Source organism: Brevundimonas sp. GW821-FHT10E09 (assembly GCF_058809375.1).
Window position 1 is genome coordinate 36,468 of the sequence record NZ_JBXASO010000011.1, and the last position, 25,436, is coordinate 61,903.

A 25,436-nucleotide genomic window follows, 5' to 3' on the forward strand; every position below is an offset into this window, starting at 1 on the left:
ATGCTGCTCGCCATAGAACAGGGCAACACCAATACGCTGTTCGCCGTCCACGACGGCTCGGACTGGATCGCCCAGTGGCGCGCCGCCACCGAGGCCAGCCGCACCGCCGACGAATACGCCGTCTGGCTGAACCAGTTGATGGTCATGAAGGGGCTGGAGTTCGCCGCCCTGACCGGCTGCATCATCTCCAGCGTCGTGCCCCAGTCGATCTTCAACCTGCGCAATCTGTCGCGCCGCTATCTGAACATCGAACCCCTGGTGATCGGCGAGAACGCCCAACTGGGCATAGAGGTGCGGATCGCCAAGCCCAGCGAGGCCGGCGCCGACCGCCTGGTCAACGCCATCGGGGCCAAGCTGGTCTATCCGGGCGACCTAATCGTCATCGACAGCGGCACGGCCACCACCTTCGACATCGTCGCCGACGACGGCGCCTTCGAAGGCGGTCTGATCGCCCCCGGCATCAATCTGTCGCTCCAGGCCCTGCACGAGGCGGCGGCCAAATTGCCGCGCATCGCCATCCAGCGCCCCGACCACGTCATCGGCAAGGGCACGGTCGAGGCCATGCAGTCCGGCGTCTTCTGGGGCTATATTTCGTTGATCGAAGGCCTGGTCGCGCGCATCAAGGCGGAATGGGCGCGGCCCATGACCGTCATCGGCACCGGCGGCGTCGCCAGCCTGTTCGAAGGCGCGACCGACAGCATCGATCACTTCGATCCCGACCTGACTATTCGCGGCCTCCTGGAAATCTGGCGTCGTAACGCCCAAATGACTGACTGAATGAAAAAGCAAAACCAAGACGAACTCGTTTTCCTGCCGCTGGGCGGCTCGGACGAGGTCGGTATGAACCTCAACGCCTATGGCTTCGGGCCAGAGGCTGATCGTGAATGGCTGATCGTCGATGTCGGCGTCACCTTCGGCGACCTGTCCACGCCCGGCGTGGACGTGATCGTGCCCGATCCTTCCTATCTGGAAGGCGAGACGATCAAGGGCATCGTCCTGACCCACGCGCACGAGGACCATATCGGCGCCCTGGGCTGGCTGTGGCCGCGCATCAAGGCGCCGATCTACGCCACCCCCTTCACCGCCTATCTGATCCGGGACAAGCTGCGCGAGCGCGGCATCCTGGACGAGGTGCAGTTGATCGAGGTGCCGCTGGGCGGCACGGTCGACATCGGCTCGTTCGGCGTGACCTTCGTCAACATGAGCCACTCGATCGCCGAGCCGAGCGGCCTGGCCATCGACACCCCCCTGGGCGTGGTGTTCCACACCGGCGACTGGAAGATCGACGACCAGCCGATCATCGGTGAGAAGACCGACGCCCCCGCCATTCGCGCCATGGGCGACGAGGGCGTGCTGGCCATGGTCTGCGATTCGACCAATGTCTTCGTGCCGGGCGTCGCCGGGTCCGAGGGCGATGTGGCCGTCGCCATCACCAAACTGATCTCCAGCCTCAAGGGCCGGGTCGCCGTGGGCTGTTTCGCCTCCAACGTCGCCCGGATGGACAGCGTCATTCGCGCCGCCGAGGCCTGCGGGCGTCGCGTGTCGCTCGCCGGCCGCTCGATGCACCGGATCACGGCTGCGGCCAAACACGTCGGCATGCTGCAGGACGTGAAGCCCTTCCTGTCGGACGAGGAGGCCCGCGTCTGGCCCGCCGACCAGATCCTGTACCTGTGCACCGGCAGCCAGGGCGAGGCCCGCGCGGCCCTGTCGCGCGTCGCCGACGGCACCCATCCGGTCGTCAAACTGGGCCTGGGCGACCACTGCATCTTCTCGTCGCGCCAGATCCCCGGCAATGAACTGGCCATCGGCAATCTGCAGGACCGCCTCGCGGACCGGGGCGTGCGCCTCTACACCGAGAAGGATCACCCCGGCATCCACGTCTCGGGCCACCCGTGCCGCGACGAGCTGAAGCAGATGTACGAATGGGTGCGGCCGCAGATCGCGGTGCCCACCCATGGCGTGCGTCGCTTCCTGCTGGAACACGCCAATCTGGCCAAGGACATCGGCGTCAAGGAAACCGTCACCCCGCGCAACGGCGACATGGTTCGCCTGGCCCCCGGACCGGCCAAGATCATCGACGAAGTGCCCAACGGTCGCCTCTACGTCGACGGCGGCATGCTGGTGACCGAACAGGGCGAGGCCCTGAAGGAACGTCGCCACGCCTCGACCAACGGCGTGCTGATCGTCAGCTTCGCCCTGGACAAGCGCGGCCGCATCGCCAGCGACATCGACATCCGCAGCGTCGGCCTGCCCGGCGACACCGCCACGCCGCTGGGCGACGCCCTGGATAATCTGGCCGAGCGCGTCGAGCAGGTGATCAAGAGCCTGAAGGGCGACGCCCTGGACGACGAAATGGTCATCGAACAGGCTGTCGCCCGCGTGCTGAAGAAGGCAAGCCAGCAGATCTGGGACCGACGCCCCATCGTCGAGACGGTCGTCCTGCGGGTCTGATGCAACCTTGACCGTTCAGGCGCATTTCTTGCGCCTGAACGGTTGGGGAAACTCATGTCAGACAAGCCCACGCGCGGCCGCCGTCTGCTGGAACGGGTGCGCCACGCCCGTTATCCGTTGCACGGCTGGCGGCGCTGGGCTGTGATCGCAGGGCAGGGGACGGCGGGCTTCGTCGCCCTCTTCGCCGCAGTGAACCTGGCGCTCAGCCTTTCGACCTTTCGCGGCGACGAGCCTTTGTCGCGCACCGTCCACGAACTGCGCGTCCTGTGGTTCAGTCCGCCGGACGGACAGCCGATGTCGCCGACCGCCTTTCCGACCGTCTATGGCCGCGACCTCGGCCCCGCGCCCGACACCGCCGCCATCCACGCCTATCTGGAACGGGAGGCCGAGGACGGGGTCTTTCTGCTGGACCATGTGATGGTGGACCGGATCCTGACGCTGAACGGACGGATCGACGCGCGCAGCCTGCCGTCCGGCGTCTATGTCGGCGCCCACGCCCTGGGGCCGGACCGCCCGCCGCTGGTGCCCGTGACCAAATACATGGGCCACTATCTGCTGTTCCCGCGCCACGCCTATATTCTGGTCGTGCCGCAGACGGGCCCGGCCATCGCTTTTTCCGCCAGCCAGAACGCCAAGTTCGGCGTCACGGATCACCCCGACCGTCTCTCGGCCGAGATCGCCCCCTATACGCCCGACGCCTATGACTTCCCCAGTTCGGGCGAGGCCCTGCACGAGATGACGCGGATCACCAGAGACCCAGCCCGCGTCGCCGAGGCGGTCGAGGCCCTGAAGGGCGCCCAGGCCCGACTGGAGGCCGAGGGCCTGACCTACGGCCTGCTGGCCCCGAACTCGAACACCGCCGTCGGCTGCGTGCTGGAACGGTCCGGCTCCATCACCCAGGCGGAGCGGTCATCCATCCTGTTGGCGTTACGCGCGCCGGGCTTCGGCGCAGCCTGCGAATAGACGTCTCGGAATCCGGCGGAGGTCCGCTATATCCCGTCCATGACCGAACGACTCTTCCTGCTGAATCCCGACTGGCATGACGACCAGGGCGGTCCCTGGTTCTGCCCGGCCGGCGCCTATGTGGAGGGCGTGCTGGCCTTCTATCCCCGGCTGAGGGACGTTCTTGATATCGTCTATCTGGACCACCCCCGGCCGCGCCCGCTGGTCATCGCCGAGGTCGGCGAAGCGCATCAGAGCTGCCCCATCCTGATCCTCGACGGCGAACTGGACTGGCCCGAGGCTCAGGTCAGCGAAACGACGGGGCGTCGCTTCCTGCAGGATCACGCCATCGCCCCCTATCTCGCGGCGCGCTACGGCGTCGGCCGGCCGCATCCCTGAGGCGCGACCGACCGCGATGTCGTCTCAGCCGAGCGTGGCCTTGCGATAGGTCTCGTTCAGTTCGAACACCTCGGCCGACACCTCGACCTTGCCGGCCGTGCGAGCCAGCGCGGCGGTCAGGATCTCCAGCACCTTTTCGCTCAGCGCGCTCTTCTGCTGCGGCGTGCGGCCCAGCATCAGGCCGACGCGGCAGGCCAGCATGGCGGTCTCGGGCGCGCCGTCGGCGATGACGACGTGATCCAGGGCGATCAGCCGGGTCTTGCAGGCCGACAGGGCGGCGCCGGCGATCTCGACTGCGGCCTGATGGATCTCCAGGGCGACCGGGGTCCAGTCGGCGTCCGCCAGGTGGCGGGTGTATTCCAGGGTGATCTGCGGCATGTCGGGGACTCGTCCAGAGGAGGCCGATCCTCTAGACCGGTTTCAACCGGGCGCCAAAGCCCGGACAGGAGGTCCCATGCCCATCGGCCCCATCACCATGTTCGGCATCTACATCATCGTCTGGTGGACGGTGTTGTTCGGCGTGCTGCCGCTGGGAACCTCCCGCGAGACCCACGAGCCGCCGACGGACGGCGCCCAATGGGGTGCGCCGACGACGCCGAACCTGAAGCGCAAATTCATCACCACCACCTGGGTCGCGGCCCTGGTTTGGGTCTTCGTCATGGTGCTGATCTTCACCGGCTGGCTGCCCCTGCCGGACTTCTCGCGCGCGCCGGCGGTCTAATCCCCATCCCGGCCTAGCTTTCGCCCCGGTCCAGCGGCTAAAGCCTTGGTCTGTCTCTACGCCTAGGATTCCCCATCATGCGCCTGTCGCGCTTTTTCCTGCCCACGCTGAAGGAAGCCCCTTCGGACGCCCAGATTGTTTCGCACCAGCTGATGCTGCGCGCCGGCATGATCAAGCAGGAGGCCGCCGGCATCTACGCCTGGCTGCCGCTGGGCCTGCGGGTGCTGCGCAAGATCGAGCAGATCGTGCGCGAAGAGCAGCAGCGGGCTGGCGCAGTCGAACTGCTGATGCCGACCCTGCAACTGGCCGACCTGTGGCGAGAGTCGGGGCGTTACGACGCCTATGGCCCCGAGATGCTGCGCATCACCGACCGTCATGAGCGCGAACTGCTGTACGGGCCGACCAACGAGGAGATGATCACCGACATCTTCCGCGCCTATGTGAAGTCCTACAAGTCGCTGCCGCTGAACCTGTTTCACATCCAGTGGAAGTTCCGCGACGAGCGCCGCCCCCGGTTCGGCGTTATGCGCGGCCGTGAGTTCCTGATGAAGGACGCCTATTCCTTCGACGTGGACGAGGCCTCGGCCCGCAAGGCCTACAACCGCATGTTCGTGGCCTATCTGAACACCTTCGCCCGCATGGGCCTGAAGGCCGTGCCGATGCGCGCCGACACCGGCCCGATCGGCGGCGACCTGAGCCACGAATTCATCGTCCTGGCCGAGACGGGCGAGAGCGCGGTCTTCTGCGACAAGGCCCTGGTCGAAATGCCGGCGCCCGGCGCGGATGTGGACTGGGACGATCTTCAGTCAATCGTTGATCAACGAACCGCGCTCTACGCCGCAACCGAGGAAATGCACGACGAGGCCCGGTTCGAGGCCGAGACCGCCGAGGGCGACCGCCTGTCGGCGCGCGGCATCGAGGTCGGCCACATCTTCTATTTCGGCGAGAAATATTCGGCCCCTATGAAGGCCAAGGTCGCCGGGCCGGACGGTCAGGACGCCAATGTCCACATGGGCAGCTACGGCGTCGGCGTATCGCGCCTGCTGGGCGCCATCATCGAGGCCAGCCACGACGAGGGCGGCATCATCTGGCCCGACGCCGTGGCCCCGTTCGACGTGGTCGTGATCAATCTGCGCGCCAATGACGCCGCCGTCTCCGCCGCCTGCGAGGACGCGGTGGCCCAGCTGGAGAAACTGGGCAAGGACGTGCTGTACGACGACACCGACGAACGGCCGGGCGGCAAGTTCGCCACCGCCGACCTGATCGGCGTGCCGTGGCAGCTGACGATCGGTCCCAAGGGCCTGGCCGACGGCGTGGTCGAGCTGAAGCGCCGCGCCACCGGCGAGAAGGTGTCCGTGCCCCTGGCCGAAGCCATCGAAAGGTTGACTGCTTGAACCTGCCGTCCCGTCCATCCGGCGCCTTCTCCTCGTGGGAGATCGGCCTGGCCCTCCGCTACCTGCGCGCCAAGCGCAAGGAGGGCGGGGTGGCGACCATCGCGGTGATCAGCTTCATCGGCATCATGCTGGCCGTCGCGGTGCTGATCAGCGTCATGAGCATCATGGCCGGCTTCCGCTCGGAACTGCTGGGCCGGATGCTGTCGTTCAACGGCCATATGTACGTCCAGGGGCCGGTGCTGACGTCTGAAGATCGCGACGCCGCCCTGAAGCGGATCGCCGCCGTGCCCGGCGTGGTCAGCGTCACCCCGCTGAACGAGAGCCAGAGCCTGGTCCGGGTCGGCAACTTCACCACGGGCGCCATGGTGCGCGGCGTGCGGCCCCAGGACCTGGCCACCACCAAATACGTCTTCGACAGCCTGACGCCCAAGGAACGCGCCGACTTCGGCAAGGGCGCATACGGCGGCGACCGCATCCTGATGGGCGCGGCCCTGGCCAACTCCCTGGGCCTGCGGGTCGGGGATCCCGTCACCCTCTATTCCCCGACAGGCGCCGACAGCGCTTTCGGCAATCTGGGCGGTCTGGAAAAGACCTATTTCGTCGGCGGCCTGTTCCGCTCGGGCACGGCCGACTTCGACCGCGCCTTCCTGTTCATGCCGCTGGAGCAGCAGCAGCTGTTCTTCGGCAAGGAGGGGGTCTGGGACGCCATCGAGATCAAGGTCGACGACCCCGACCGCGTCGGCGAGCTGACCCCCGCCATCCGCGACGCCGCCGGCCCCGGATCTGTCATCAGCGACTGGCGCGAACGCCTGGCCGCCTTCTACGGCGCCCTGCGGGTCGAGCGGGTGGCCATGAGCATCATCCTGGGCCTGGTCGTCGCCATCGCCGCCATGAACATCATCTCCGGCATCGTCATGCTGGTGAAGAACAAGACGCGCGACATCGCCATCCTGCGCACCGTGGGCGCCAGTCCGTCGGCCATCCTGCGCATCTTCTTCATGTCCGGCGCCATGATCGGCGTGGCGGGCACCCTGGCGGGCCTCGCCCTGGGCCTGCTGTTCTGCTGGAACATCGGCACGATCCAGCACGCCATCGAGGCCGTGTTGGGGGTGCAACTGTTCAACGCCGACGTCTATCAGCTGGACGCCATCCCGGCCCTGGTCGATCCGATGGACGTGACCTGGGTCGCCCTGCTGTCCTTCAGCATGAGCTGCCTGGCCAGCCTGCCGCCGTCCTGGACGGCCTCTCGCATCGATCCCGTGGAGGCGCTCCGCTATGAGTAGGTCTCCGATCCTGTCGGTGCGCGGCCTGACCCGAACCTATGACACCGCCAACGGCGGCCTGACCGTGCTGAAGGGCGTGGATCTGGACGTCATGCCGGGCGAGATGGTCGGGCTGATCGGCCCCTCCGGCTCGGGCAAGTCCAGCCTGCTGCACGCCGCCGGCCTGCTGGAGAAGCCGACCGAGGGCACGGTCGCCATCGACGGCGAAATGGTGGGCGACCTCGACGAGCGCGCCCGCACCCGCCTGCGCCTGTCGCGCATCGGCTTCGTCTATCAGTTCCACCATCTGCTGGCCGAGTTCGACGCCCGCGACAATGTCGCCCTGCCGATGCGGATCGCGGGCATGAGCCTGGCCCAGGCGCGCCGTCAGGCCGAGGAGACGCTGACGACCCTCGGTCTGGGCGAGCGGCTGACCCACCAGCCGGCCCAGCTGTCGGGCGGCGAGAAGCAGCGTGTCGCCATCGCCCGGTCCCTGGCCAACAAGCCCCGCCTGCTGCTGGCCGACGAACCGACCGGCAACCTGGACCCGACCACCAGCCAGTCGGTGTTCGAATCCCTGCGTGACCTGGCCAAGACCACGGGCGTCGCCGCCCTGATCGCCACCCACAATATGGAGCTGGCCGGCCACATGGACCGCGTCTTCGCCCTGAAGGACGGCCATCTGGAAGAACGGGCGGCCCAAAGTCAGGCTTATTGAGCCAGGCCTAATGACATCTGGCGGACGCCGTCACCCAACGGCCGCGTCGCCCCAGATGGCGCGCAGCTGCTGGGGCCGGCGGCAGCCCTGGCGATAGGCCTCGTAATGGGCGCGGTTGCGGCGGGCGTAGTCCTGATGCTCAGGCCCGGCGGGCCAGAACCGCTGGACCCCGACGACCGGGGTGGTGAAGCTCTTGCCCAGAACGCGCATGGCCGCATCCCGTGACGCCACAGCGGCCGCCCGCTGATCCGCCGTGGCGAAGACCGCCGCGCGATAGGACGGCCCCTGGTCGCAGAACTGCCCGTTCGGATCGGTCGGGTCTATGGTGCGCCAGTAGCGGTCCACCAGGGCGCGATAGCTGACGACGCGGGGATCGAACGTGACCTGGACCGCCTCCATATGGCCGGTCCCGCCGCGCACCACCTGCTCATAGGTCGGGTTGGCCGTCTGGCCGCCGACGAAGCCTGATACGGCGGAGCGCACCCCCGGCAGGCCGTCGAACGCCTTTTCCTCGGACCAGAAACAACCGCCGGCGAAGACGGCCGTCTGAAGCACTGACCGGGCGGGCTGGGCCTGGGCGCGGTCGGTCCGGGGCAGGGCGGCGGTCGTCACGACGACCAGGGCGGCCGCAATCGCCGCGCCAGCCAGGAATTTCAGAGACTTGGGCATGGGGACATCTCCCTTTCTCCACAGGCATACGATGCGCCGCTGCAAATGGTTTCAGACCGTCTCGCCCCTTGGGATAAGACCGGGGTTGACGAGAACAATGAGCGAACATAGAACAAGGCAAGAACATTCATGTCTGGGGATAAGTCGCCATGCCGCGTTTGATGAGAGATATGCTGTCGCTGGCCTCGTGCAGCGGTTTCGTCTGGATGGTCTGGACCCTGGCCATCAGCGTGACGGCCGCCTGATTTTCAGACTCGCACCGACAGGGTCTGAATTCGCATTGTGTAAAATCAATCGCTTATGAGAGATTCTAGACTATCTGGACTGTGTTTTTTCGCCGTGACGGTCTGAAGCCTCTATCCACAGCGGATCAATGATCGCGCGGCCCGGCTGAAGGTTTGCGGTGTTCCGGCGGGCGGTGATGTGAGACTCGGTCCAGGATGATGCGCGGCCTCCCTTCGGAGGCGCGACAGGCGGAGGTCCAGTGAGCGAACCGGTCAACAGTCAGGGTTTCGTCCATCTGCGGGTCCGCTCGGCCTATTCGCTGCTGGAAGGCGCGATCAAGGCGGGCAAGCTGGGCAAGCTGGCGGCGGACGCGGGCATGCCGGCCGTGGCCATCGCCGACCGGACCAATCTGTTCGGCGCGCTGGAGTTCAGCCAGTACACCCGTGACTCCGGGGTCCAGCCCATCATCGCCTGCGCCCTGCCGGTGTTCGGCATCGGCGGACACCAGGCCGTGCGCTGGGCCAAGACCCCGACCGTGGTCCTGCTGGTCCAGAACGAGGCCGGGTGGCGCAACCTGTGCGCCCTGTCGTCCTCGGCCTATCTGGACGCGGGCGAAATGGCCGAACCGGGCGTGGCCTGGGACCAGGTCGTGGCGCGGTCCGAGGGGCTGATCCTGTTGTCGGGCGGCCCCGACGGTCCGGTCGATCCCCTGTTCGCCCAGGGCAAGACGGGCGAGGGGGCGGCCGCCCTGGCGACGATGAAGTCCGCCTTCGGCGACCGCTTCTATGTCGAGCTGCAGCGTCACGGGCTGGAGGACGAAAAGCGGGCCGAGCCCGGTCTGGTCGAATGGGCCTACGCCCACGAGACGCCCCTGGTCGCGACCAATGACGTCTATTACGCCAAGGCGGCCCAGGCCAAGTCGCACGACGCCCTGTTGTGCATCGCCGACGGCGCCTTCACCGGCCAGGAAGACCGCCGCCGCATCACCGGCGAACACTGGTTCAAGTCGGCCGAGGCGATGCGCGACCTGTTCGCCGACCTGCCCGAGGCCTGCGACAACACCATCGACATCGCCCGGCGCTGCGCCTTCCTGGTCAACACCCATGCGCCCATTCTGCCGCGGTTCGACACGGGGGCAGGGCGGTCCGAGGCCGACGAACTGGCGCACCAGGCGCGCGAGGGGCTGAAGGTGCGCCTTGGCCAGATCACCCCCGCCGTGCCCGAGGCGGAATACTGGAGCCGGCTGGAATGGGAGGTCGGCATCATCCAGCAGATGGGCTTCCCCGGCTATTTCCTGATCGTGTCCGACTTCATCAAATGGGCCAAGGAGCACGGCATCCCGGTGGGGCCGGGGCGGGGCTCGGGGGCCGGCTCTCTGGTCGCCTGGTCCCTGACCATCACCGACCTCGACCCGCTGCGGTTCGGCCTGCTGTTCGAGCGGTTCCTGAACCCCGAACGGGTCTCCATGCCCGACTTCGACATCGACTTCTGCCAGGAGCGGCGCGAAGAGGTGATTGACTATGTCCAGGACCGCTACGGCAAGGACCGTGTGGCCCAGATTATCACCTTCGGCACCCTGCAGGCGCGGGCCGTGCTGCGCGACGTCGGCCGGGTGCTGCAGATGCCGCTGGGCCAGGTGGACCGGCTCTGCAAGATGGTGCCGAACAACCCGGCCAATCCCGTCACCCTGGCCCAGGCCATCGACCTGGAGCCGCGCCTGAAGGAAGCCAGGGACGCCGAACCTGCGGTCCGCACCCTGCTGGAGACGGCGCTGGAGCTGGAGGGGCTGTACCGCAACGCCTCGACCCACGCCGCCGGCATCGTCATCGGCGACCGGCCTCTGGTCGAACTGGTGCCCCTGTACCAGGATCCGCGCTCGACCATTCCGGCCTCCCAGTTCAACATGAAATGGGTCGAGCCGGCGGGTCTGGTGAAGTTCGACTTCCTGGGCCTGAAGACCCTGACCGTGCTGGACCGCGCGCGCGGCTATCTGGAACGGCGCGGCGCGGCGCAGGACTGGAACGGCCTGCCGCTGGACGACGCCCGCACCTATGAGCTGATGGCCTCGGGCCAGACCGTCGGGGTGTTCCAGCTGGAATCCCAGGGCATGCGCGACACCCTGCGCAAGATGCGCTGCGGCTCCATCGAGGAGATCACCGCCCTGATCTCGCTGTATCGGCCGGGGCCGATGGAGATGATCGACACCTATATCGACCGGAAGTTCGGTCGGGCCGAGGTCGATTATCTGCACCCCAGTCTGAAGGAGGTGCTGACTGAGACCTACGGGGTCATCATCTACCAGGAACAGGTGATGAAGATCGCCCAGATCCTGGCGGGCTACAGCCTGGGCGAGGCCGACCTGCTGCGTCGCGCCATGGGCAAGAAGAAGAAGGAGGAGATGGACTTCCAGCGGGCGCGCTTCGTCAAGGGCGCGCTGGAGAAGACCGTCCCCGAGACCCAGTCCGGCTCGATCTTCGACCTGGTGGCCAAGTTCGCCGGTTATGGCTTCAACAAGTCGCACGCCGCCGCCTACGCCCTGATCTCGTTCCAGACCGGCTGGCTGAAGGCCAATCATCCGGTCGAGTTCTTCGCCGCCTCGATGAGTCTGGACCTGTCGAACACCGACAAGCTGGCGGTCTTCTATCAGGACGCCAAACGGTTCGACGTGCCGGTGCTGCCGCCCGATCTGAACCGGTCCTCGGCGGACTTCGACGTGGCCTGGGACGACAGTCGTGGCGTGGTCCTCTACGCCCTGGGCGCCATCCGCAACGTCGGGCTCGAGGCGATGAAACACGTCATCGAGGTGCGCGAGACCGGCGGTCGTTTCGCCGACATCTTCGACTTCCTGGAACGGGTCGATCCGCGCAGCGTCAACAAACGGGCGCTGGAAGGCCTGGCCAAGGCTGGCGCCTTCGACAGCATCCATCCCAACCGCCGCCAACTGGTCGAACAGGCCGACGTCCTGATGGCCTATTGCCAGAGCGTTGCGGCCGAACGCGCCTCGTCCCAGGTCTCCCTGTTCGGCGGCGACCAGGCCCATGTCGGCCGGCCGCGGCTGAAGAGCGTCGAACCCTGGGTCGGGCCCGAGCGGCTGGACCATGAGCTGTCGGCCGTCGGCTTCTATCTGTCCGGCCACCCGCTGGACGAGATGACCTCGGCCCTGAAACGCAAGCGCGTCACATTCGTCGCCGAGGCGATTCCCCTGGCGGAATCGGGCCACGAGGCCTTCCAGATGGCCGGGGTGGTGCGCCGCAAGCAGGAACGCGCCAGCGCCAGGACCGGCGAGAAATTCGCCTTCGTCACCTTCTCGGACCCGACCGGCGAGTTCGAATGCCTGTTCCCGCCCGAACAGCTGCGCAAATGCCGTGAGGTGCTGGAGCCCGGCGCCTCGGTCATGGTGCGGGTCCGCGCCAAGGCGTCGGAAGGGGAGGTGCGGTTCTTCGGCGACGACGCCAGCCAGATGGACAATCTGCTGGATGACGCCAACATCGGACTGCGCATCCATGTCTCGGCCCGCACCGCCGACGCCGAGGCCCTGAAGGCCCGGCTGGAACGCGCCCGCTCCGGCGCCATCGGCAAGGGCGGCGAAATCTCCCTGGTCGCCTCGCTGGAAGGCCGTCAGGAGGTCGAGGTCAAGCTTCCCGGCCGCTATCGGCTGGACGGCGCCCTGCGCGGCGCCCTGAAGTCGGCGCCGGGCGTCCTGATGCTGGAGGAGGCGTGATGATCGCGCTGTCCCACGCCGCCGGAACCTTCGAGGTCAAGATCACGCCGGTCGCGCCCGAGCCGGACGCGCCTGCCGACGTCCACGGCCGAATGAAGCTCGCCAAGACCTTCCACGGCGATCTTGAAGGAACCGGCGTGGGGGAGATGCTGGGGGTCATGGCCGGCCAGTCCGGCGCCTATGTCGCCCTGGAGCGGGTGACGGGCGTGCTGAACGGTCGCCAGGGCGGTTTCTCGATGGTCCATCGCGGCGTCATGAACGCGGGGTCGCAGGAGCTTCTGATCACCATCGTGCCGGGCTCAGGCAGTGGTGATCTGGCGGGAGTAAGCGGGGTCTTCCACCTGACCATCGCCGACGGGGAGCATCGTTATGTCCTGGACTACAGCCTGCCTGAATGACGCTCCGAGGGTGGGTTGCATATGGTCAAGCTATTGTAATTGCGGAACCGCATGAGCCGTGAAGGGTTGGTTCAGTCTACAAGGGAGACTGTTCCAATGAAAAATCTCGTTCTCGCCGGCGTCGCTTCGGTCGCTTTGCTCGGCGCCTGCAATCAGGGCGGCGACACTGCAGCCCAGAACGCCGACGAAGCCGTCAATGCGACCCAGGACGCCGCTTCCGGCGTCGTCGGCCAGACCTCCGCCGCCACCATGGGCGCCAACACCGTCGAGGGCTTCGTCACCAGCCTTGCGGTCGGCAACATGTATGAAATCGAGGCCGCAAAGGTCGCCGCCGCCAAATCGACCAACGCCGACGTCAAGGCCCTGGCGGCCATGATCGACAAGGATCACACGGCTGCGGGCGAGAAGGTGACCTCGGTCGTCGCGACGGCGGCTCCGAACGTCACGGTTCCGACCACGCTGGACGAACGTCGCCAGGGACTGATCGACAATCTGAAGGCCGCCACGCCGGCTGATTTCGACAAGGTCTATCTGGAGCAGCAGGTCGCCGCTCATAACGAGACTCTGACCCTGCTGAACGGGTTCGACGACAACACCGACGCCCCGGCCTTGGCCGGTCTGGCCCGGGAGCTGATCCCGACCATCACGGCCCACCGCGATCGCGCCCAGGCCCTGATGGATGCGATGAACTAAGGGCGACGAATTTCGCCCATGACAGGCGGTCCCGAAAGGGGCCGACTTCTGTGTTTTGTCAGGCGGCGCTTGCTATTCGGGCCTATCCCGCCTACATGGCCCCCGCATTTCGCAACGCGGGCGAGGCGCGTTTCGGGGAGACATCCCGATCCGCTCCATTCCGAGGGTCTTGTGACCTTTAATCCCCCGCGCCACGTTTGATCGGAAAAAGGACTGAACGATCATGGCTCTGCCTGAATTCTCGATGCGCACCCTGCTTGAAGCGGGCGCCCACTTCGGCCACCAGACGCACCGGTGGAACCCGAAGATGGACCGTTACATCTTCGGCTCGCGCTCGAACATCCACATCATCGACCTGTCGCAGACGATGCCGCTGTTCCACCAGGCTCTGGTGGCCGTGCGCGACGTCGCCGCCAAGGGCGGCCGCGTCCTGTTCGTCGGCACCAAGCGCCAGGCCTCCGAGCCGGTCGCCGAAGCCGCCAAGCGCTGCGCCCAGTACTACATGAACAACCGTTGGCTGGGCGGCACCCTGACCAACTGGCGCACCGTTTCGGGCTCGATCGCCCGTCTGCGTGAACTGGAAGGCATCCTCGAGAACGGCGGCGAAGGCCGCGTCAAGAAGGAACTGCTGAACCTGCAGCGCGAGAAGGACAAGCTGGAGCTGTCGCTGGGCGGCATCAAGGACATGGGTTCGATCCCGGACATCATGTTCGTGATCGACACCAACAAGGAAGCGATCGCGATCCAGGAAGCCCGCAAGCTGAACATCCCGATCATCGCCATCCTGGACACCAACTCGGACCCGGACGGCATCACCTATCCGGTCCCCGGCAACGACGACGCCGCCCGCGCCATCCAGACCTACTGCGACCTGATCGCCGACGCGGTCCTGGACGGTCTGGCCGCCGGCGCCTCGGCCTCGGGCGTGGACCTGGGTGCTGCGATCAATCCGGAAGAGCCCATGCTGCGTGAAGCCTCGACCCCGGTCGAAGCCGACGCCGCTCCGGCCGGCACGGAAGACGTCGCCGCTGAACTGGTCGCCGCCGCTGAACCGGCTGTCGCCGATGAAGCTGCTCAGGCCGCCACTTCGGAAGCGAACGACGCCGTCGAAACCGAGAAGGCCACGGGCTGATCGCCCGACGGCCCTCCTTTTGACGCTACGCTTGCCGCGCGGCGGCTCGCTACTTGAGCGTCAATCCGAAGGCCGTGCGTTGAACTGACACACGGCCGGGCTAAATCAGCCCGGCCGTTCCCACATACGAATCCCCCAAGGAGAAGAACATGGCCGAGATCACTGCCGCCCTCGTGAAGGAACTTCGCGAGCGTTCGGGCGTCGGCATGATGGACTGCAAGAAGGCGCTGGTCGAAAACGACGGCAACATCGAAGCAGCGATCGACTGGCTCCGCGCCAAGGGCCTGTCCAAGGCCGCCAAGAAGGCCGACCGCGTCGCCGCCGAGGGCCTGGTCGCCGTGGCGTCCAAGGAAGACGGCAAGGGCGAAGTCGCCGCCGCCATCGAGTTCAATGCGGAAACCGACTTCGTCGCCCGTAACGAACTGTTCCAGAACGCCGCCAAGTCGTTCGCCCAGCTGGGCCTGGAGCATCACACCGTCGAGGCCCTGCACGGCGCCGAACTGGAAGCCGGCAAGACGGTCCAGGACGAAGTGACCAACATGATCGCCACCATCGGCGAGAACATGCAGCTGCGCCGCGCCGCCCGCCTGTCGGTGTCGGAAGGCGTCGTCTCGACCTATGTCCACAACGCGGTTTCGCCGGGCGTGGGCCGTATCGGCGTGCTGGTCGCCCTGGAAGGCGAGGGCGACAAGACCGCCCTGCGCGAACTGGGCCGCAAGATCGCCATGCACGTCGCCGCCACGGCGCCGCTGTCGCTGAACACGGACGACCTGGACCCCGCCGCCATCGAGAAGGAACGCACCGTCCTGACCGAAAAGGCCAAGGAAGAAGGCCGTCCCGAAGCCATGATCGCCAAGATCGTGGAAGGCCAGATCAACAAGTTCCAGAAGGACGTGGTGCTGTCCAAGCAGCCCTTCGTCATGGACCCGGACGTGACCATCGAACAGCTGGTCGCCAACTCGGCCAAGGAACTGGGCTCCTCCAACCTGCACCTGGCCGGCTTCGTCCGTCTGGCGCTGGGTGAAGGCGTCGAGAAGGTCGAAGGCCCCGACTTCGCGTCGGAAGTCGCCTCGATGATGGGCGGCAACTAAGCAGTCTCCCCCTCATTCGTGAGGGTTTTGTATCAGAAGGGCGCGTTCGGCTTTGATGGCCGGCGCGCCCTTCGTCTATAAGAAGTCGCCTGATTCAAAAGGCGCCGCATTCAAACGGACCCCCGCCGCATGCCCGACGCACCCGCCAATTTTCGCTACAAGCGCGTCCTGCTCAAGGTTTCCGGCGAAGTCCTGATGGGCGATCAGGCCTTCGGCGTCGACATGAAGACCGTGGACACCGTGGCCAAGGCCGTGGCCCAGGTCGCGGCCGAGGGCGTGGAAATCTGTCTGGTGATCGGCGGCGGCAACATCTTCCGCGGCCTGTCCAAGGCGGCGGCGGGCATGGAGCGCGCCCAGGCCGACTATATGGGCATGCTGGCCACCATCATGAACGCCCTGGCCATGCAGTCGGCGCTGGAGAAGATCGGCGTCTCGACCCGCGTGCAGAGCGCCATTCCGATGGCCGCCATCGCCGAACCCTACATCCGCCGCCGCGCCCTGCGTCATCTCGAGAAGGGCCGCGTGGTCATCTTCGCCGCCGGCGTCGGCGCGCCCTTCTTCACGACGGATTCGGGCGCCGCCCTTCGCGCGGCTGAAATGGGCTGCGACGCCCTGCTGAAGGGCACCAGCGTTGACGGCGTCTATACTGCGGACCCCAAGAAGGATCCGACCGCGACCCGCTACGAGACCCTGACCTATCAGGAGGTTCTGGCCCAGGATCTGCGGGTGATGGACGCTTCCGCCATCGCCATGATGCGCGACACGGGTATTCCGATCGTGGTCTTCTCGATCCGCGAAGACGACTCCCTGCGCCGCGCCCTGACCGGCGAGGGCACCTGCACCATCATCCAGGACCGCGCCTGATCGTTCGACGATCCGTTGAAGACAAGAGAGACCAAGACCATGGCCAAGCCCGAAGTGAAAACCTATCGCGACCGCATGGAGAAGGCGGTCGTGGCGCTGAAGGAAGAGTTCAGCGGCCTGCGCACCGGACGGGCCAACGCCGGCTTGCTGGAGCCCGTGCGGGTCGAGGCCTATGGATCGGCCTCGCCGCTGTCGGCCGTCGCCGCCATCAGCGTGCCCGAGCCGCGGATGATCTCCGTCAACGTCTGGGACAAGGGCATGGTGGTCGCGGTCGAAAAGGCCATTCGCAACGCCAACCTGGGCCTGAACCCCATCGTTGACGGACAGACCCTGCGCATCCCCGTGCCGCCGCTGACCGAGGAGCGCCGCAAGGACCTGGTCAAGCTGGCCGGCAAGTACACCGAGCAACAGAAGATCGCCGTGCGCAACGTGCGCCGCGACGCCAACGACGATCTGAAGAAGGCCGAGAAGGCGGGCGAGATCAGCCAGGACGAACAGAAGAAGCTGGAGGCGGACATCCAGAAGGAGACGGACGCCGCCATCAAGCGCATCGACGAGGCCTTGAAGACCAAGGAACAAGAGATCATGCAGGTCTGAGGCGGAACGGCTTGGGCCTGAAGGGACGGAACGACAGATGACGGCAGACCGCGCCGCGCCTTCGAGCTCGCGTTCCGATGGACCACGCCATGTCGCCATCATCATGGACGGCAACGGCCGCTGGGCGAGCGCCCGGGGCCTGCCGCGCGCCATGGGACATCGCGAGGGGGTCCAGGCGCTGAAGCGCACGATCCAGGCCGCGCCCGATTTCGGCATCCAATGCCTGACCGTCTTCGGCTTCTCGACCGAGAACTGGAGCCGTCCGGCCGAGGAGGTCTCGGACCTGATGGGGCTGGTGCGGACCTATGTGGCCAGTGATCTGGCGCGGCTGGAGAAGGCGGGCGTGCGCCTGCGCATTCTCGGCCGCCGCGACGGACTGCCGTCCGACATCGCCGCCATCATCGAAAAGGCCGAGCGCCAGACCGCCCACAACGACCGGTTCATGCTTCAGGTCGCCTTCAACTATGGCGGCCGGGCCGATCTGGTCGACGCCGCGCGTCGCCACATGCAAAGGCTGCTGGCGGGCGAGACGGTCGAGCCGATCGATGAAGACACCCTGGCCGCCGGCCTGGCCACGGCGGGATCGCCGCCGCTGGATCTGATCGTCCGCACCTCGGGCGAGCAGCGCCTGTCGAACTTCCTGCTGTGGGAAGCCGCCTACGCCGAACTGGTGTTCCAGGATATCCTGTGGCCCGACTATGGGCCCAAGGCGCTGGGGGAGGCGGTCGCCGCCTTCGCTCAACGCGAACGCCGCTACGGCGGGCGAGAGGACGCGCCTGCGCGCGTGTCGGCCTGATGGCGGTCAAGGGGCGGGATATCGCCTTGAGGGCGGCCTCGGCCGCCGTCCTGGCGCCGGCGGCGGTGGCCGCCACCTGGTTCGGGGGCGTCTGGTTCCTGGCGCTGATGCTGGCCGCCTGCGTCGTCCTGGCCTTCGAATGGGGCGCCATGAGCGCGCCCAAGGCTCCGCGTCCCGTCGGACTGGCGGTGGCCCTGGCCGTCGTGGCCGCCGTCGTCAGCGCCTATTTCGGCGTCATGTCGGTCGCCTTCGTCATCCTGGTGTTCGGCGCCGCCGCTGCGGGGCTCTATGCCCGAAGCCGAGGCCAGCAGGCCGTGGATGCGGCCTATGGCGTGCTTTATCTGGGTTGGCCCTCGGTGCTGCTGATCTGGCTGCGCGACGGGGACGGCGCGGTCGGTCTGCACTGGACGGCGCTTGTCTTCGCTGTGACCTGGTCGGCGGACATCCTGGCCTATCTGGCGGGTTCGACCCTGGGCGGGCCGAAGCTGTGGCCGCGTTATTCGCCCAACAAGACCTGGTCCGGCTTCGTCGGCGGCATTCTGGCGGGCGCGGTCGCCGGTGCGGCCCTGACGGCCTGGTTCGACATGGGCCGCCTGACCATCTTCTGGGGCGCGATCCTGGGCCTGGCGGCCGCGCTGGCCACCATGGGCGGCGATCTGTGGGAGTCGGGGCTGAAGCGCCGGTTCGGCGTCAAGGACGCGGGCAACACCATCCCCGGCCACGGCGGCCTGCTGGACCGGGTGGACGGGTTGATGTTCGCGGTCGTGGTGGTGGCGGCGGGACGTCTGCTGGTGGTTCTGCTGGAAAAGGGCGCGTCTTGATCCGTCGCCGCGTCACGGTTCTGGGCTCCACCGGCTCGGTCGGCTCGTCGACCCTGGACCTGATGGAACAGGCCGAGGCCACCGGCACGGGGGCCTTCGAGGTCGAGGCCCTGACGGGCGGCGCCAATATCGCCAAACTGGCCGAGCAGGCGCGGCGCTGGAAGCCGAAACTCGCGGTGACGGCCGACCCGAAGAGGCTGACCGATCTGCGCGACGCCCTGGCGGGAACCGGCGTGGCGGCGGCGGCGGGCGAGGACGCCATTGTGGAGGCGGCGACGCGGCCGGCCGACTGGATCATGGCGTCCATCGTCGGGGCCGCAGGGTTGAAGTCGGCCTGGGCGGCGGCCGAAACGGGCGCCATCTTGGCCTTGGCCAACAAGGAAAGCCTGGTCTGCTGCGGCCCGGCCCTGATCGAGCGCGTTCGACGGGCCGGGGGGCGGCTGATCCCGGTCGATTCCGAACATTCCGCCATCTTCCAGGTGTTTCCGGCCGAAGCGCCCGAGCAGGTATCGAAACTGGTGCTCACCGCCTCGGGCGGGCCGTTCCGCCAGACCCCGCGCGCCCAGATGACCGGGATCACGCCCGAACAGGCCGTCGCCCATCCGAACTGGAGCATGGGGGCCAAGATTTCGGTCGACAGCGCCACCATGGCCAACAAGGGCCTGGAGATGATCGAGGCGGCCTATCTGTTCGCCATGCCGGCGGAGCGGATCGACGTCGTGGTCCACCCCGAATCGATCATCCACAGCCTTGTGGAATATGTGGATGGTTCGACTCTGGCCCAGATGGGGCCGCCGGACATGCGCACGCCGATCGCCTGCGCCCTGGCCTGGCCCCATCGCATCGCCTGGCCCGCGCCGAAGCTGGACCTGGCGGCTCTGGGGCGGTTGACGTTCGAAGCGCCGGATCTGGCGCGGTTTCCGGCCCTGGATCTGGCGCGTCAGGCCCTGCAGGCGGGGGGGGCGGCGCCCGCCGTGTTCAACGCCGCCAACGAGGTCGCGGCCTTTGCATTTCTTGACCGCAAGCTGGCCTTTCTCAATATTGCCGCAGTCGTCGCCGAAACCCTTGATCGTGCGACGAAGGCGGGGATGGTTTTCGGCTCTGGAGACGCCTGTGGCGCGGCCCTTTCGGTCGACGCCCAGACCCGTCTGATGGCCGGAACCATAATCGCCGGACTGGCGAACGCGGCCTGATCGGCCAGGGGAGACGATTTTACAATGCTGGGCGCTCTGGGTCAGATCCTGATCTACATCGTGCCGTTCCTGCTGGTGCTGACCTTCATCGTCACCATTCATGAGCTGGGTCACTTCCTCGTCGCCCGCGCCTTCGGCGTGAAGGTGGACCGTTTCGCCATCGGTTTCGGCAAGGCGATCTTCAGCCGCACCGACCGGCACGGCATCGAATGGCGGCTCGGCTGGATGCCGCTGGGCGGGTATGTCAAATTCTCGGGCGATCTGGACGCTTCCAGCGTGCCGGATCAGGCGGGCCTGGCCGAACTGCGCCAGCGGGTGATCGCCGAGAGCGGGCCGGGGGCTGAGCGCGACTATTTCCACTTCAAGCCGGTTTGGCAGCGCGCCCTGATCGTCGTGGCCGGGCCCGCCGCCAACTTCCTGCTGGCCATCACCATTTTCGCGATCGTCTTCATGAGCGTGGGCGCGCAACTACGGCCCGCCCGCGTGGCCCAGGTCCAGGCCGGTTCGCCCGCCGCCGCCGCCGGCTTCCAGGTCGGCGACCTGATCACAGGGGTGAACGGCAAGGCGATCAAGGACGGCGGAGAGGTGACGCGCACCGTCATGCTGTCGACCGGCGATCCCGTCCGATTCACCGTCGAACGTGCGCAGCAGGTGGTGGAGCTGACCGCCGTTCCCGAGCGTCGCGAAGAGAACGATCCCATCGCCGGGCGGGTCAAGGTCGGCCGGATCGGCCTGGGGCTCGCGCCTGCGCCGGGCGATCTGCGTCATGTTCGCTATGGGCCTGTGGACGCCGTGGTCGAAGGCGTGCGCCAGACCCGCGACGTCGTCGGTTCGACCCTGACCTACCTGGGGCGTCTGGCGACGGGTCGGGAGTCGGGCGACCAGTTCAGCGGTCCGTTGGGCATCGCCAAGGCGACCGGTTCGCTGACGACGGCGGCGGTGGAGGCCAATCCGGCGCCCGAGGCCATCGCAATCAACCTTCTGCTCACCCTGACAACCTTCGCCGCCATACTTTCGATCGGAATCGGCTTTCTAAATCTCTTGCCCATCCCTGTGCTGGACGGCGGACATCTGCTTTTCTACGGCTATGAAGCCATAGTGCGGCGGCCCGTTGCGGCGCGGTATCAGGAGATGGGCTATCGCGCAGGTCTTGCGCTTCTGGCGGGATTTATGTTGTTCGCGACGTGGAACGACCTACAGAAGCTCAACATCTTCCAATTCCTCGGCGGGCTCGTCTCGTGAGCCGACGCCAGCCCCCGATGGTTTCCAGAATGAACGACATGACATCACGCGCCGCCGTCCGACTGGGCGCCCGATCCAGCCTCCTCGCGCTGGCTGTCGCCGCAGGCTTCGCCGCCCCGGCCCTGGCCCAGACTGCAGGGGCTCCTGCGGCGCCCGCGCCCGCCGGCGAACAGCCGCCGCGCGTCGAGATCGCCGCGCCCCAGTCGCTGACGGTCAATCGCATCCTGGTTCAGGGCGCGCAGCGGATCGACCAGACCACGGTCCTGTCCTATCTGCCGATCCGCCCCGGCGACACGGTCGACGCCGCCGTTCTGGATGTCGCGGTTCGCACCCTGTCACGCACCGGCCTGTTCGCCGACGTGCAGCTGGGCGTGCAGAACGGCGACCTCATCGTCCAGATCGTCGAGAACCCGATCATCAACCAGGTGGTGTTCGAGGGGAACAGCGCCCTGTCGCAGGACAAGCTGACCAAGGAAGTCACGCTTCAGCCGCGCGGCATCTACACCCGCGCCAAGGTGCAGGAAGATGTCGGCGCCATCGTCGAACTGTATCGCCTGCAGGGCCGCATCTCGGCGACCGTGACGCCGAAACTGGTTCAGCTGGAACAGAACCGCGTCGATGTGATCTTCGAGATCAACGAAGGCCCCCAGACCGGCATCAGCGCCATCAACATCCTGGGCAACCACGCGTTTTCCGACAACGACGTGCGCGGCGTCATGGTGACCGAGCGGTCGCAGTGGTGGAAGTTCTTCTCCAGCAACGACAACTATGATCCGAACCGCCTGGATTACGACCAGGAGCAGCTGCGGAAATTCTATACGAACCGCGGCTACTACGACTTCCGCATCGTCTCGTCGGTGGCCGAGCTGCAGCCTGACGATCAGGCGTTCCAGCTGACCCTGACCCTGAACGAGGGCGACAAGTACAACTTCGGCAAGGTCGACGTCATTACCCAGAATGACCGCCTCAACGCCGAATTCCTCAAGGCGCTTGTGCCGATCCGCGAAGGCCAGCTCTACGAGAGCGACAAGATCGAACAGGCGGTCGACGCCCTGACCTTCGCCGCCGGTTCGGCCGGTTACGCCTTCGTCGAGATCAATCCGACCTATCGCGCCAACCCCGACACCGACACGGTGGATGTGACCTTCAATGTGTCCGAGGGCCAGCGCGTCTATATCGACCGCATCAATGTGGTCGGAAACACCCGAACCATCGACCCGGTCATCCGCCGCGAACTGATGCTGACCGAAGGCGACGCCTTCAACCGCGCCCTGATGGAGCGCTCGCGCAACAATCTGCGCGCGCTCGGCTTCTTCAAGGACGTGACGATCGAGGAAACGCGCGGCAGCGCGCCCGACCGTTCGGTCATCAACGTCAACGTCCAGGAACAGCCGACCGGGGAACTGTCCGTCGGCGCAGGCTTCAGCTCGGTCGACTCCTTCACGGTCAACCTGGGCATTTCCGAGCGGAACTTCCGCGGGCGCGGCCAGAACGTCGTCGCGCGTCTTGAATGGGGCTCGCTGCGTCAGCAGGTCGATTTCCGCTTCACCGAACCCAAGTTCCTGGGCCGCGACCTTCGGGCGGGCTGGGATCTGTTCCACTCGCGATATGACCTGAGCAAATATTCGTCCTACGACTACCGTTCGACCGGCGGCGGCCTGCGCCTGTCCTATCCGTTGAACGGCAATATGCTGCTCAGCACCCGCTACTTCCTGAAATCGGACGAGATCATCGTCCCGACCGGCTACTGCAACGCGACCGGCAGCGGTTCTTCGGCCCTGTGCGACCAGGTCGGCAGCTATATCAACTCGTCCGTCGGCTATACGCTTCAGATGAACTACACCAACGACCCGGTTCGCCCGACGCGCGGCTGGTCGGGCTCGCTGCGTCAGGACCTGGCCGGTCTCGGCGGCGACGTGAACTATGTGAAGACCGAAGCCGACGCAGCCTGGTACTATGGCTTCTCGCCGCGCTGGGTCGTCAGCGTCCAGGGCTCTACCGGCTATGTCAGCGGCTGGAACGGCGATCCGATCCGGATCAACGACCGCTTCTTCAAGGGCGGCAACAGCTTCCGCGGCTTCGAGACCGCCGGGATGGGGCCGCGCGACCTGCGGACGACCGACGCCCTGGGCGGCAACTTCTACGCCATCGGCACCGTCGAACTGACCCTGCCGAACTATCTGCCCGAGCAGTACGGCATCAAGACTTCGCTGTTCGCCGACGTCGGCACCCTGGGCGTGCTGGATGATCGCTACAAGTTGACAACGACCGGCACGGTCAACACCAATATCGCCGATGAGTTGTCTCTGCGGGCGTCGGCCGGCGTCAGCATCCACTGGAAATCGCCGATGGGCCCCATCCGGTTCGACATCTCCAAGGTCCTGTCCAAGGAAGACTACGACAAGACGGAATCCTTCCGCTTCTCGACCTCCACCCAGTTCTAAGCCCGCGACGCAAAAGCGCACGCACGAGGAAGTCCCATGAAAGCTCTGATCATCGCCGCCACGGCCGCCGCCACCCTGGTCGCCACCGCCGCCTCGGCCCAACAGGCCGCTGCGCCCGCCAACCCCGGTCCGGTCATCCCGGGCGTCTGCGTCTATTACAACGCCCGTCTGCTGGCGCAGTCGGCCGCCGGCCAGGCCGTCGAGGCGCGCATGCAGCAACTGGCGCAGGAAGTTCAGGGCGAACTCCAGCCCTACGCCACCGCGCTTCAGACCGAAGCCCAGCAGCTTCAGACCTCGGGCGCCAGCCTGCCGGCCGACCAGTTGCAACAGCGCCGTCAGGCCCTGCAGCAGCGCGCCCAGGAAGCGCAACAGCTGGAAGGCACGCGCGAAAACGAACTGCGCTACACCCTGGCCATGCAACGCCAGGCCATCACCGAGGCCGTGTCGCCGATCCTGACCGCCCTGTACCAGGAGAAGGGCTGCGGCCTGCTGCTGGACCGCGAGAGCGTCTTCATGATGAACCCGGCCATGGATCTGACCGATACGGCGATCCAGCGCCTGAACACGGCCCTGCCGACCCTGTCGTTCAACCGTATGGCCGTCCCGGCCCAGCAGCCGCAACAGCCGGCCGCCGCCAACTAAGTTCGACATGCCCGACACCCGCTTCTTTCAAACCCTGTCTCCTCTGACCGTCGCCGAACTGGCGGCCCAGATCGGGGGCGAGGTCGAGAGGGGCGGGGACCGGACCATCGCCTCGGTCGCGCCCCTGTCCTCTGCGGACGGGGGCGCGATCGCGTTTCTGGGCGACCGCAAATTCGTCGCGGCGCTGGCGGGGACCCGAGCGGGTTGCGTGATCGTGCCGGCCGAAGCCGTGGCGTCGGCGCCTGCGGAAGCCGCCGTCATCATCTCACGCACGCCCCAGGCGTCCTGGGCCATGGCCTCGGCCTTGCTGCACCGTCCGGTGACGCTGGACCGGGCTATCCAGGCCTCCGAGGCGGCCGAGGACGACAGCGTCGTCATCGAGCCGGGCGTCGTGCTGGGCGAGGGCGTCCGCATCGGACGCGGCACGCGCATCTGCGCCAACACCGTCATCGGTCCGGGCGTTCAGATCGGCCGCGACTGCGTCATCGGTTCGAACGTCACCGTCGGCTTCGCCCTGATCGGCGACCGGGTGAAACTGTACGCCGGCGCGCGGATCGGCGAGGCGGGCTTCGGCGCCACCGGCACGGCCGCCGGCGCCATGGATATTCCCCAGCTGGGCCGCGTCATCCTGCAGGACGGGGTGACGGTCGGCGCCAACTCCTGCATCGACCGCGGGGCCTATGACGACACGGTCATCGGCGAAAACACCAAGATCGATAATCTGGTCATGGTCGGCCACAACTGCGTCATCGGCCGCAACAATCTGATGGCCGCCAACACCGGGATTTCCGGCTCCGTGACCAGCGGCGACAACGTCATCTTCGGCGGCAAGGCGGGGATCGGCGATCACATCACCATCGGCGAAGGCGCGCGGGTCGCGGCCGGCGCCGGGGTGCTGGCGAACATTCCGGCGGGCGAGACCTGGTCCGGTTATCCGGCCCGTCCGATCCGACAGTTCTTGCGCGAAACCATCTGGCTCGCCAAACAGGCCTCTTCAAAGAAGGCCCCGAAGGAATCATAG

At 66.8% G+C, this 25,436-nt stretch carries 24 protein-coding genes; 22 read left to right on the forward strand and 2 right to left on the reverse strand.

Annotated elements, in window-relative coordinates:
- Genes AC1RSI_RS11470 through AC1RSI_RS11485 form a run of 4 tightly spaced genes read left to right on the forward strand, consistent with a single transcriptional unit; the run spans position 1 to position 3,792 of the window.
- Positions 1-777 (forward strand): type III pantothenate kinase, encoded by a 777-nt coding sequence (locus AC1RSI_RS11470; protein WP_035309029.1) that lies wholly within the window; start codon positions 1-3, stop codon positions 775-777.
- Positions 778-2,451, forward strand: a complete 1,674-nt coding sequence (locus tag AC1RSI_RS11475; protein ID WP_008262826.1) for a ribonuclease J — start codon at positions 778-780, stop codon at positions 2,449-2,451.
- A gap of 54 nt (positions 2,452-2,505) precedes the next feature.
- A complete protein-coding gene (locus tag AC1RSI_RS11480; protein WP_008263175.1) occupies positions 2,506-3,414 on the forward strand; it encodes a hypothetical protein in 909 nt (302 codons plus the stop codon).
- Between the two features lie 39 nt (positions 3,415-3,453).
- Entirely contained in the window at positions 3,454-3,792 is a 339-nt protein-coding gene (locus tag AC1RSI_RS11485) for a DUF3088 family protein (protein ID WP_008258985.1), read from the forward strand.
- 24 nt (positions 3,793-3,816) lie between these two features.
- Here the strand turns inward: AC1RSI_RS11485 and AC1RSI_RS11490 are convergent, their stop codons facing one another.
- Positions 3,817-4,170 carry a 5-carboxymethyl-2-hydroxymuconate Delta-isomerase gene (locus tag AC1RSI_RS11490; RefSeq protein ID WP_008259371.1) on the reverse strand — a complete coding sequence of 118 codons (354 nt, stop codon included), beginning with the start codon at positions 4,168-4,170 and terminating at the stop codon, positions 3,817-3,819.
- Between the two features lie 76 nt (positions 4,171-4,246).
- On the opposite strand from AC1RSI_RS11490, the gene AC1RSI_RS11495 reads away from it, so the two are divergent.
- From AC1RSI_RS11495 to AC1RSI_RS11510, 4 genes are all read left to right on the forward strand, one after another.
- Entirely contained in the window at positions 4,247-4,513 is a 267-nt protein-coding gene (locus tag AC1RSI_RS11495; RefSeq protein ID WP_008259708.1) for a DUF1467 family protein, read from the forward strand.
- A gap of 77 nt (positions 4,514-4,590) precedes the next feature.
- Complete coding sequence (proS, locus tag AC1RSI_RS11500) at positions 4,591-5,907, forward strand: proline--tRNA ligase (protein WP_154725278.1); 1,317 nt, start codon at positions 4,591-4,593, stop codon at positions 5,905-5,907.
- Positions 5,904-7,190, forward strand: coding sequence for a lipoprotein-releasing ABC transporter permease subunit (locus AC1RSI_RS11505; protein WP_154725279.1), 1,287 nt, complete (start codon positions 5,904-5,906; stop codon positions 7,188-7,190). The genes proS and AC1RSI_RS11505 overlap by 4 nt, the downstream gene beginning before the upstream one ends.
- Positions 7,183-7,887, forward strand: coding sequence for an ABC transporter ATP-binding protein (locus tag AC1RSI_RS11510; protein ID WP_008262155.1), 705 nt, complete (start codon positions 7,183-7,185; stop codon positions 7,885-7,887). Before AC1RSI_RS11505 ends, AC1RSI_RS11510 begins: the two co-directional genes overlap by 8 nt.
- Positions 7,888-7,917: 30 nt before the next feature.
- Here AC1RSI_RS11510 and msrA read toward each other — a convergent pair whose 3' ends face one another.
- Entirely contained in the window at positions 7,918-8,556 is a 639-nt protein-coding gene (gene msrA / locus AC1RSI_RS11515) for a peptide-methionine (S)-S-oxide reductase MsrA (protein ID WP_008263724.1), read from the reverse strand.
- 484 nt (positions 8,557-9,040) lie between these two features.
- Here msrA and dnaE point away from each other — a divergent pair, with 484 nt between their 5' ends.
- The 14 genes from dnaE to lpxD all read left to right on the forward strand — a co-directional run bounded on the left by dnaE (position 9,041) and on the right by lpxD (position 25,436).
- Complete coding sequence (gene dnaE, locus AC1RSI_RS11520) at positions 9,041-12,502, forward strand: DNA polymerase III subunit alpha (RefSeq protein WP_447941489.1); 3,462 nt, start codon at positions 9,041-9,043, stop codon at positions 12,500-12,502.
- Entirely contained in the window at positions 12,502-12,900 is a 399-nt protein-coding gene (locus AC1RSI_RS11525; RefSeq protein WP_230307623.1) for a DUF3224 domain-containing protein, read from the forward strand. The genes dnaE and AC1RSI_RS11525 overlap by 1 nt, the downstream gene beginning before the upstream one ends.
- A gap of 96 nt (positions 12,901-12,996) precedes the next feature.
- Complete coding sequence (locus AC1RSI_RS11530; protein ID WP_154726165.1) at positions 12,997-13,593, forward strand: DUF4142 domain-containing protein; 597 nt, start codon at positions 12,997-12,999, stop codon at positions 13,591-13,593.
- Positions 13,594-13,816: 223 nt separating this feature from the next.
- Entirely contained in the window at positions 13,817-14,725 is a 909-nt protein-coding gene (rpsB, locus tag AC1RSI_RS11535) for a 30S ribosomal protein S2 (RefSeq protein ID WP_008264289.1), read from the forward strand.
- A gap of 149 nt (positions 14,726-14,874) precedes the next feature.
- Entirely contained in the window at positions 14,875-15,816 is a 942-nt protein-coding gene (gene tsf / locus AC1RSI_RS11540) for a translation elongation factor Ts (RefSeq protein ID WP_008260965.1), read from the forward strand.
- 129 nt (positions 15,817-15,945) lie between these two features.
- Positions 15,946-16,680, forward strand: coding sequence for a UMP kinase (gene pyrH, locus AC1RSI_RS11545; RefSeq protein WP_008263497.1), 735 nt, complete (start codon positions 15,946-15,948; stop codon positions 16,678-16,680).
- A gap of 39 nt (positions 16,681-16,719) precedes the next feature.
- Positions 16,720-17,277 carry a ribosome recycling factor gene (gene frr, locus AC1RSI_RS11550; protein WP_008263615.1) on the forward strand — a complete coding sequence of 186 codons (558 nt, stop codon included), beginning with the start codon at positions 16,720-16,722 and terminating at the stop codon, positions 17,275-17,277.
- A gap of 37 nt (positions 17,278-17,314) precedes the next feature.
- Positions 17,315-18,073, forward strand: a complete 759-nt coding sequence (gene uppS / locus AC1RSI_RS11555; protein ID WP_154726164.1) for a polyprenyl diphosphate synthase — start codon at positions 17,315-17,317, stop codon at positions 18,071-18,073.
- Entirely contained in the window at positions 18,073-18,894 is an 822-nt protein-coding gene (locus AC1RSI_RS11560; RefSeq protein ID WP_154726163.1) for a phosphatidate cytidylyltransferase, read from the forward strand. The genes uppS and AC1RSI_RS11560 overlap by 1 nt, the downstream gene beginning before the upstream one ends.
- Positions 18,891-20,087 carry a 1-deoxy-D-xylulose-5-phosphate reductoisomerase gene (dxr, locus tag AC1RSI_RS11565; protein WP_154726162.1) on the forward strand — a complete coding sequence of 399 codons (1,197 nt, stop codon included), beginning with the start codon at positions 18,891-18,893 and terminating at the stop codon, positions 20,085-20,087. The genes AC1RSI_RS11560 and dxr overlap by 4 nt, the downstream gene beginning before the upstream one ends.
- A gap of 24 nt (positions 20,088-20,111) precedes the next feature.
- Entirely contained in the window at positions 20,112-21,329 is a 1,218-nt protein-coding gene (locus tag AC1RSI_RS11570) for a M50 family metallopeptidase (protein ID WP_154726161.1), read from the forward strand.
- A 38-nt stretch (positions 21,330-21,367) separates the two neighbouring features.
- Complete coding sequence (gene bamA, locus AC1RSI_RS11575; RefSeq protein WP_197019730.1) at positions 21,368-23,773, forward strand: outer membrane protein assembly factor BamA; 2,406 nt, start codon at positions 21,368-21,370, stop codon at positions 23,771-23,773.
- A gap of 36 nt (positions 23,774-23,809) precedes the next feature.
- Positions 23,810-24,415, forward strand: a complete 606-nt coding sequence (locus AC1RSI_RS11580) for an OmpH/Skp family outer membrane protein (protein WP_008263651.1) — start codon at positions 23,810-23,812, stop codon at positions 24,413-24,415.
- Positions 24,416-24,422: 7 nt separating this feature from the next.
- Positions 24,423-25,436 carry a UDP-3-O-(3-hydroxymyristoyl)glucosamine N-acyltransferase gene (lpxD, locus tag AC1RSI_RS11585; protein ID WP_008259881.1) on the forward strand — a complete coding sequence of 338 codons (1,014 nt, stop codon included), beginning with the start codon at positions 24,423-24,425 and terminating at the stop codon, positions 25,434-25,436.

What these genes read in the sequence shown, in the direction of transcription:
- AC1RSI_RS11470 (WP_035309029.1), top strand. Translation starts at nt 1, where the DNA reads ATGCTGCTCGCCATAGAACAGGGCAACACCAATACGCTGTTCGCCGTC.
- AC1RSI_RS11475 (WP_008262826.1), top strand. Translation starts at nt 778, where the DNA reads ATGAAAAAGCAAAACCAAGACGAACTCGTTTTCCTGCCGCTGGGCGGC.
- AC1RSI_RS11480 (WP_008263175.1), top strand. Translation starts at nt 2,506, where the DNA reads ATGTCAGACAAGCCCACGCGCGGCCGCCGTCTGCTGGAACGGGTGCGC.
- AC1RSI_RS11485 (WP_008258985.1), top strand. Translation starts at nt 3,454, where the DNA reads ATGACCGAACGACTCTTCCTGCTGAATCCCGACTGGCATGACGACCAG.
- AC1RSI_RS11490 (WP_008259371.1), bottom strand. Translation starts at nt 4,170, where the DNA reads ATGCCGCAGATCACCCTGGAATACACCCGCCACCTGGCGGACGCCGAC.
- AC1RSI_RS11495 (WP_008259708.1), top strand. Translation starts at nt 4,247, where the DNA reads ATGCCCATCGGCCCCATCACCATGTTCGGCATCTACATCATCGTCTGG.
- proS (WP_154725278.1), top strand. Translation starts at nt 4,591, where the DNA reads ATGCGCCTGTCGCGCTTTTTCCTGCCCACGCTGAAGGAAGCCCCTTCG.
- AC1RSI_RS11510 (WP_008262155.1), top strand. Translation starts at nt 7,183, where the DNA reads ATGAGTAGGTCTCCGATCCTGTCGGTGCGCGGCCTGACCCGAACCTAT.
- msrA (WP_008263724.1), bottom strand. Translation starts at nt 8,556, where the DNA reads ATGCCCAAGTCTCTGAAATTCCTGGCTGGCGCGGCGATTGCGGCCGCC.
- AC1RSI_RS11525 (WP_230307623.1), top strand. Translation starts at nt 12,502, where the DNA reads ATGATCGCGCTGTCCCACGCCGCCGGAACCTTCGAGGTCAAGATCACG.
- AC1RSI_RS11530 (WP_154726165.1), top strand. Translation starts at nt 12,997, where the DNA reads ATGAAAAATCTCGTTCTCGCCGGCGTCGCTTCGGTCGCTTTGCTCGGC.
- rpsB (WP_008264289.1), top strand. Translation starts at nt 13,817, where the DNA reads ATGGCTCTGCCTGAATTCTCGATGCGCACCCTGCTTGAAGCGGGCGCC.
- tsf (WP_008260965.1), top strand. Translation starts at nt 14,875, where the DNA reads ATGGCCGAGATCACTGCCGCCCTCGTGAAGGAACTTCGCGAGCGTTCG.
- pyrH (WP_008263497.1), top strand. Translation starts at nt 15,946, where the DNA reads ATGCCCGACGCACCCGCCAATTTTCGCTACAAGCGCGTCCTGCTCAAG.
- frr (WP_008263615.1), top strand. Translation starts at nt 16,720, where the DNA reads ATGGCCAAGCCCGAAGTGAAAACCTATCGCGACCGCATGGAGAAGGCG.
- uppS (WP_154726164.1), top strand. Translation starts at nt 17,315, where the DNA reads ATGACGGCAGACCGCGCCGCGCCTTCGAGCTCGCGTTCCGATGGACCA.
- AC1RSI_RS11560 (WP_154726163.1), top strand. Translation starts at nt 18,073, where the DNA reads ATGGCGGTCAAGGGGCGGGATATCGCCTTGAGGGCGGCCTCGGCCGCC.
- AC1RSI_RS11570 (WP_154726161.1), top strand. Translation starts at nt 20,112, where the DNA reads ATGCTGGGCGCTCTGGGTCAGATCCTGATCTACATCGTGCCGTTCCTG.
- bamA (WP_197019730.1), top strand. Translation starts at nt 21,368, where the DNA reads ATGACATCACGCGCCGCCGTCCGACTGGGCGCCCGATCCAGCCTCCTC.
- AC1RSI_RS11580 (WP_008263651.1), top strand. Translation starts at nt 23,810, where the DNA reads ATGAAAGCTCTGATCATCGCCGCCACGGCCGCCGCCACCCTGGTCGCC.
- lpxD (WP_008259881.1), top strand. Translation starts at nt 24,423, where the DNA reads ATGCCCGACACCCGCTTCTTTCAAACCCTGTCTCCTCTGACCGTCGCC.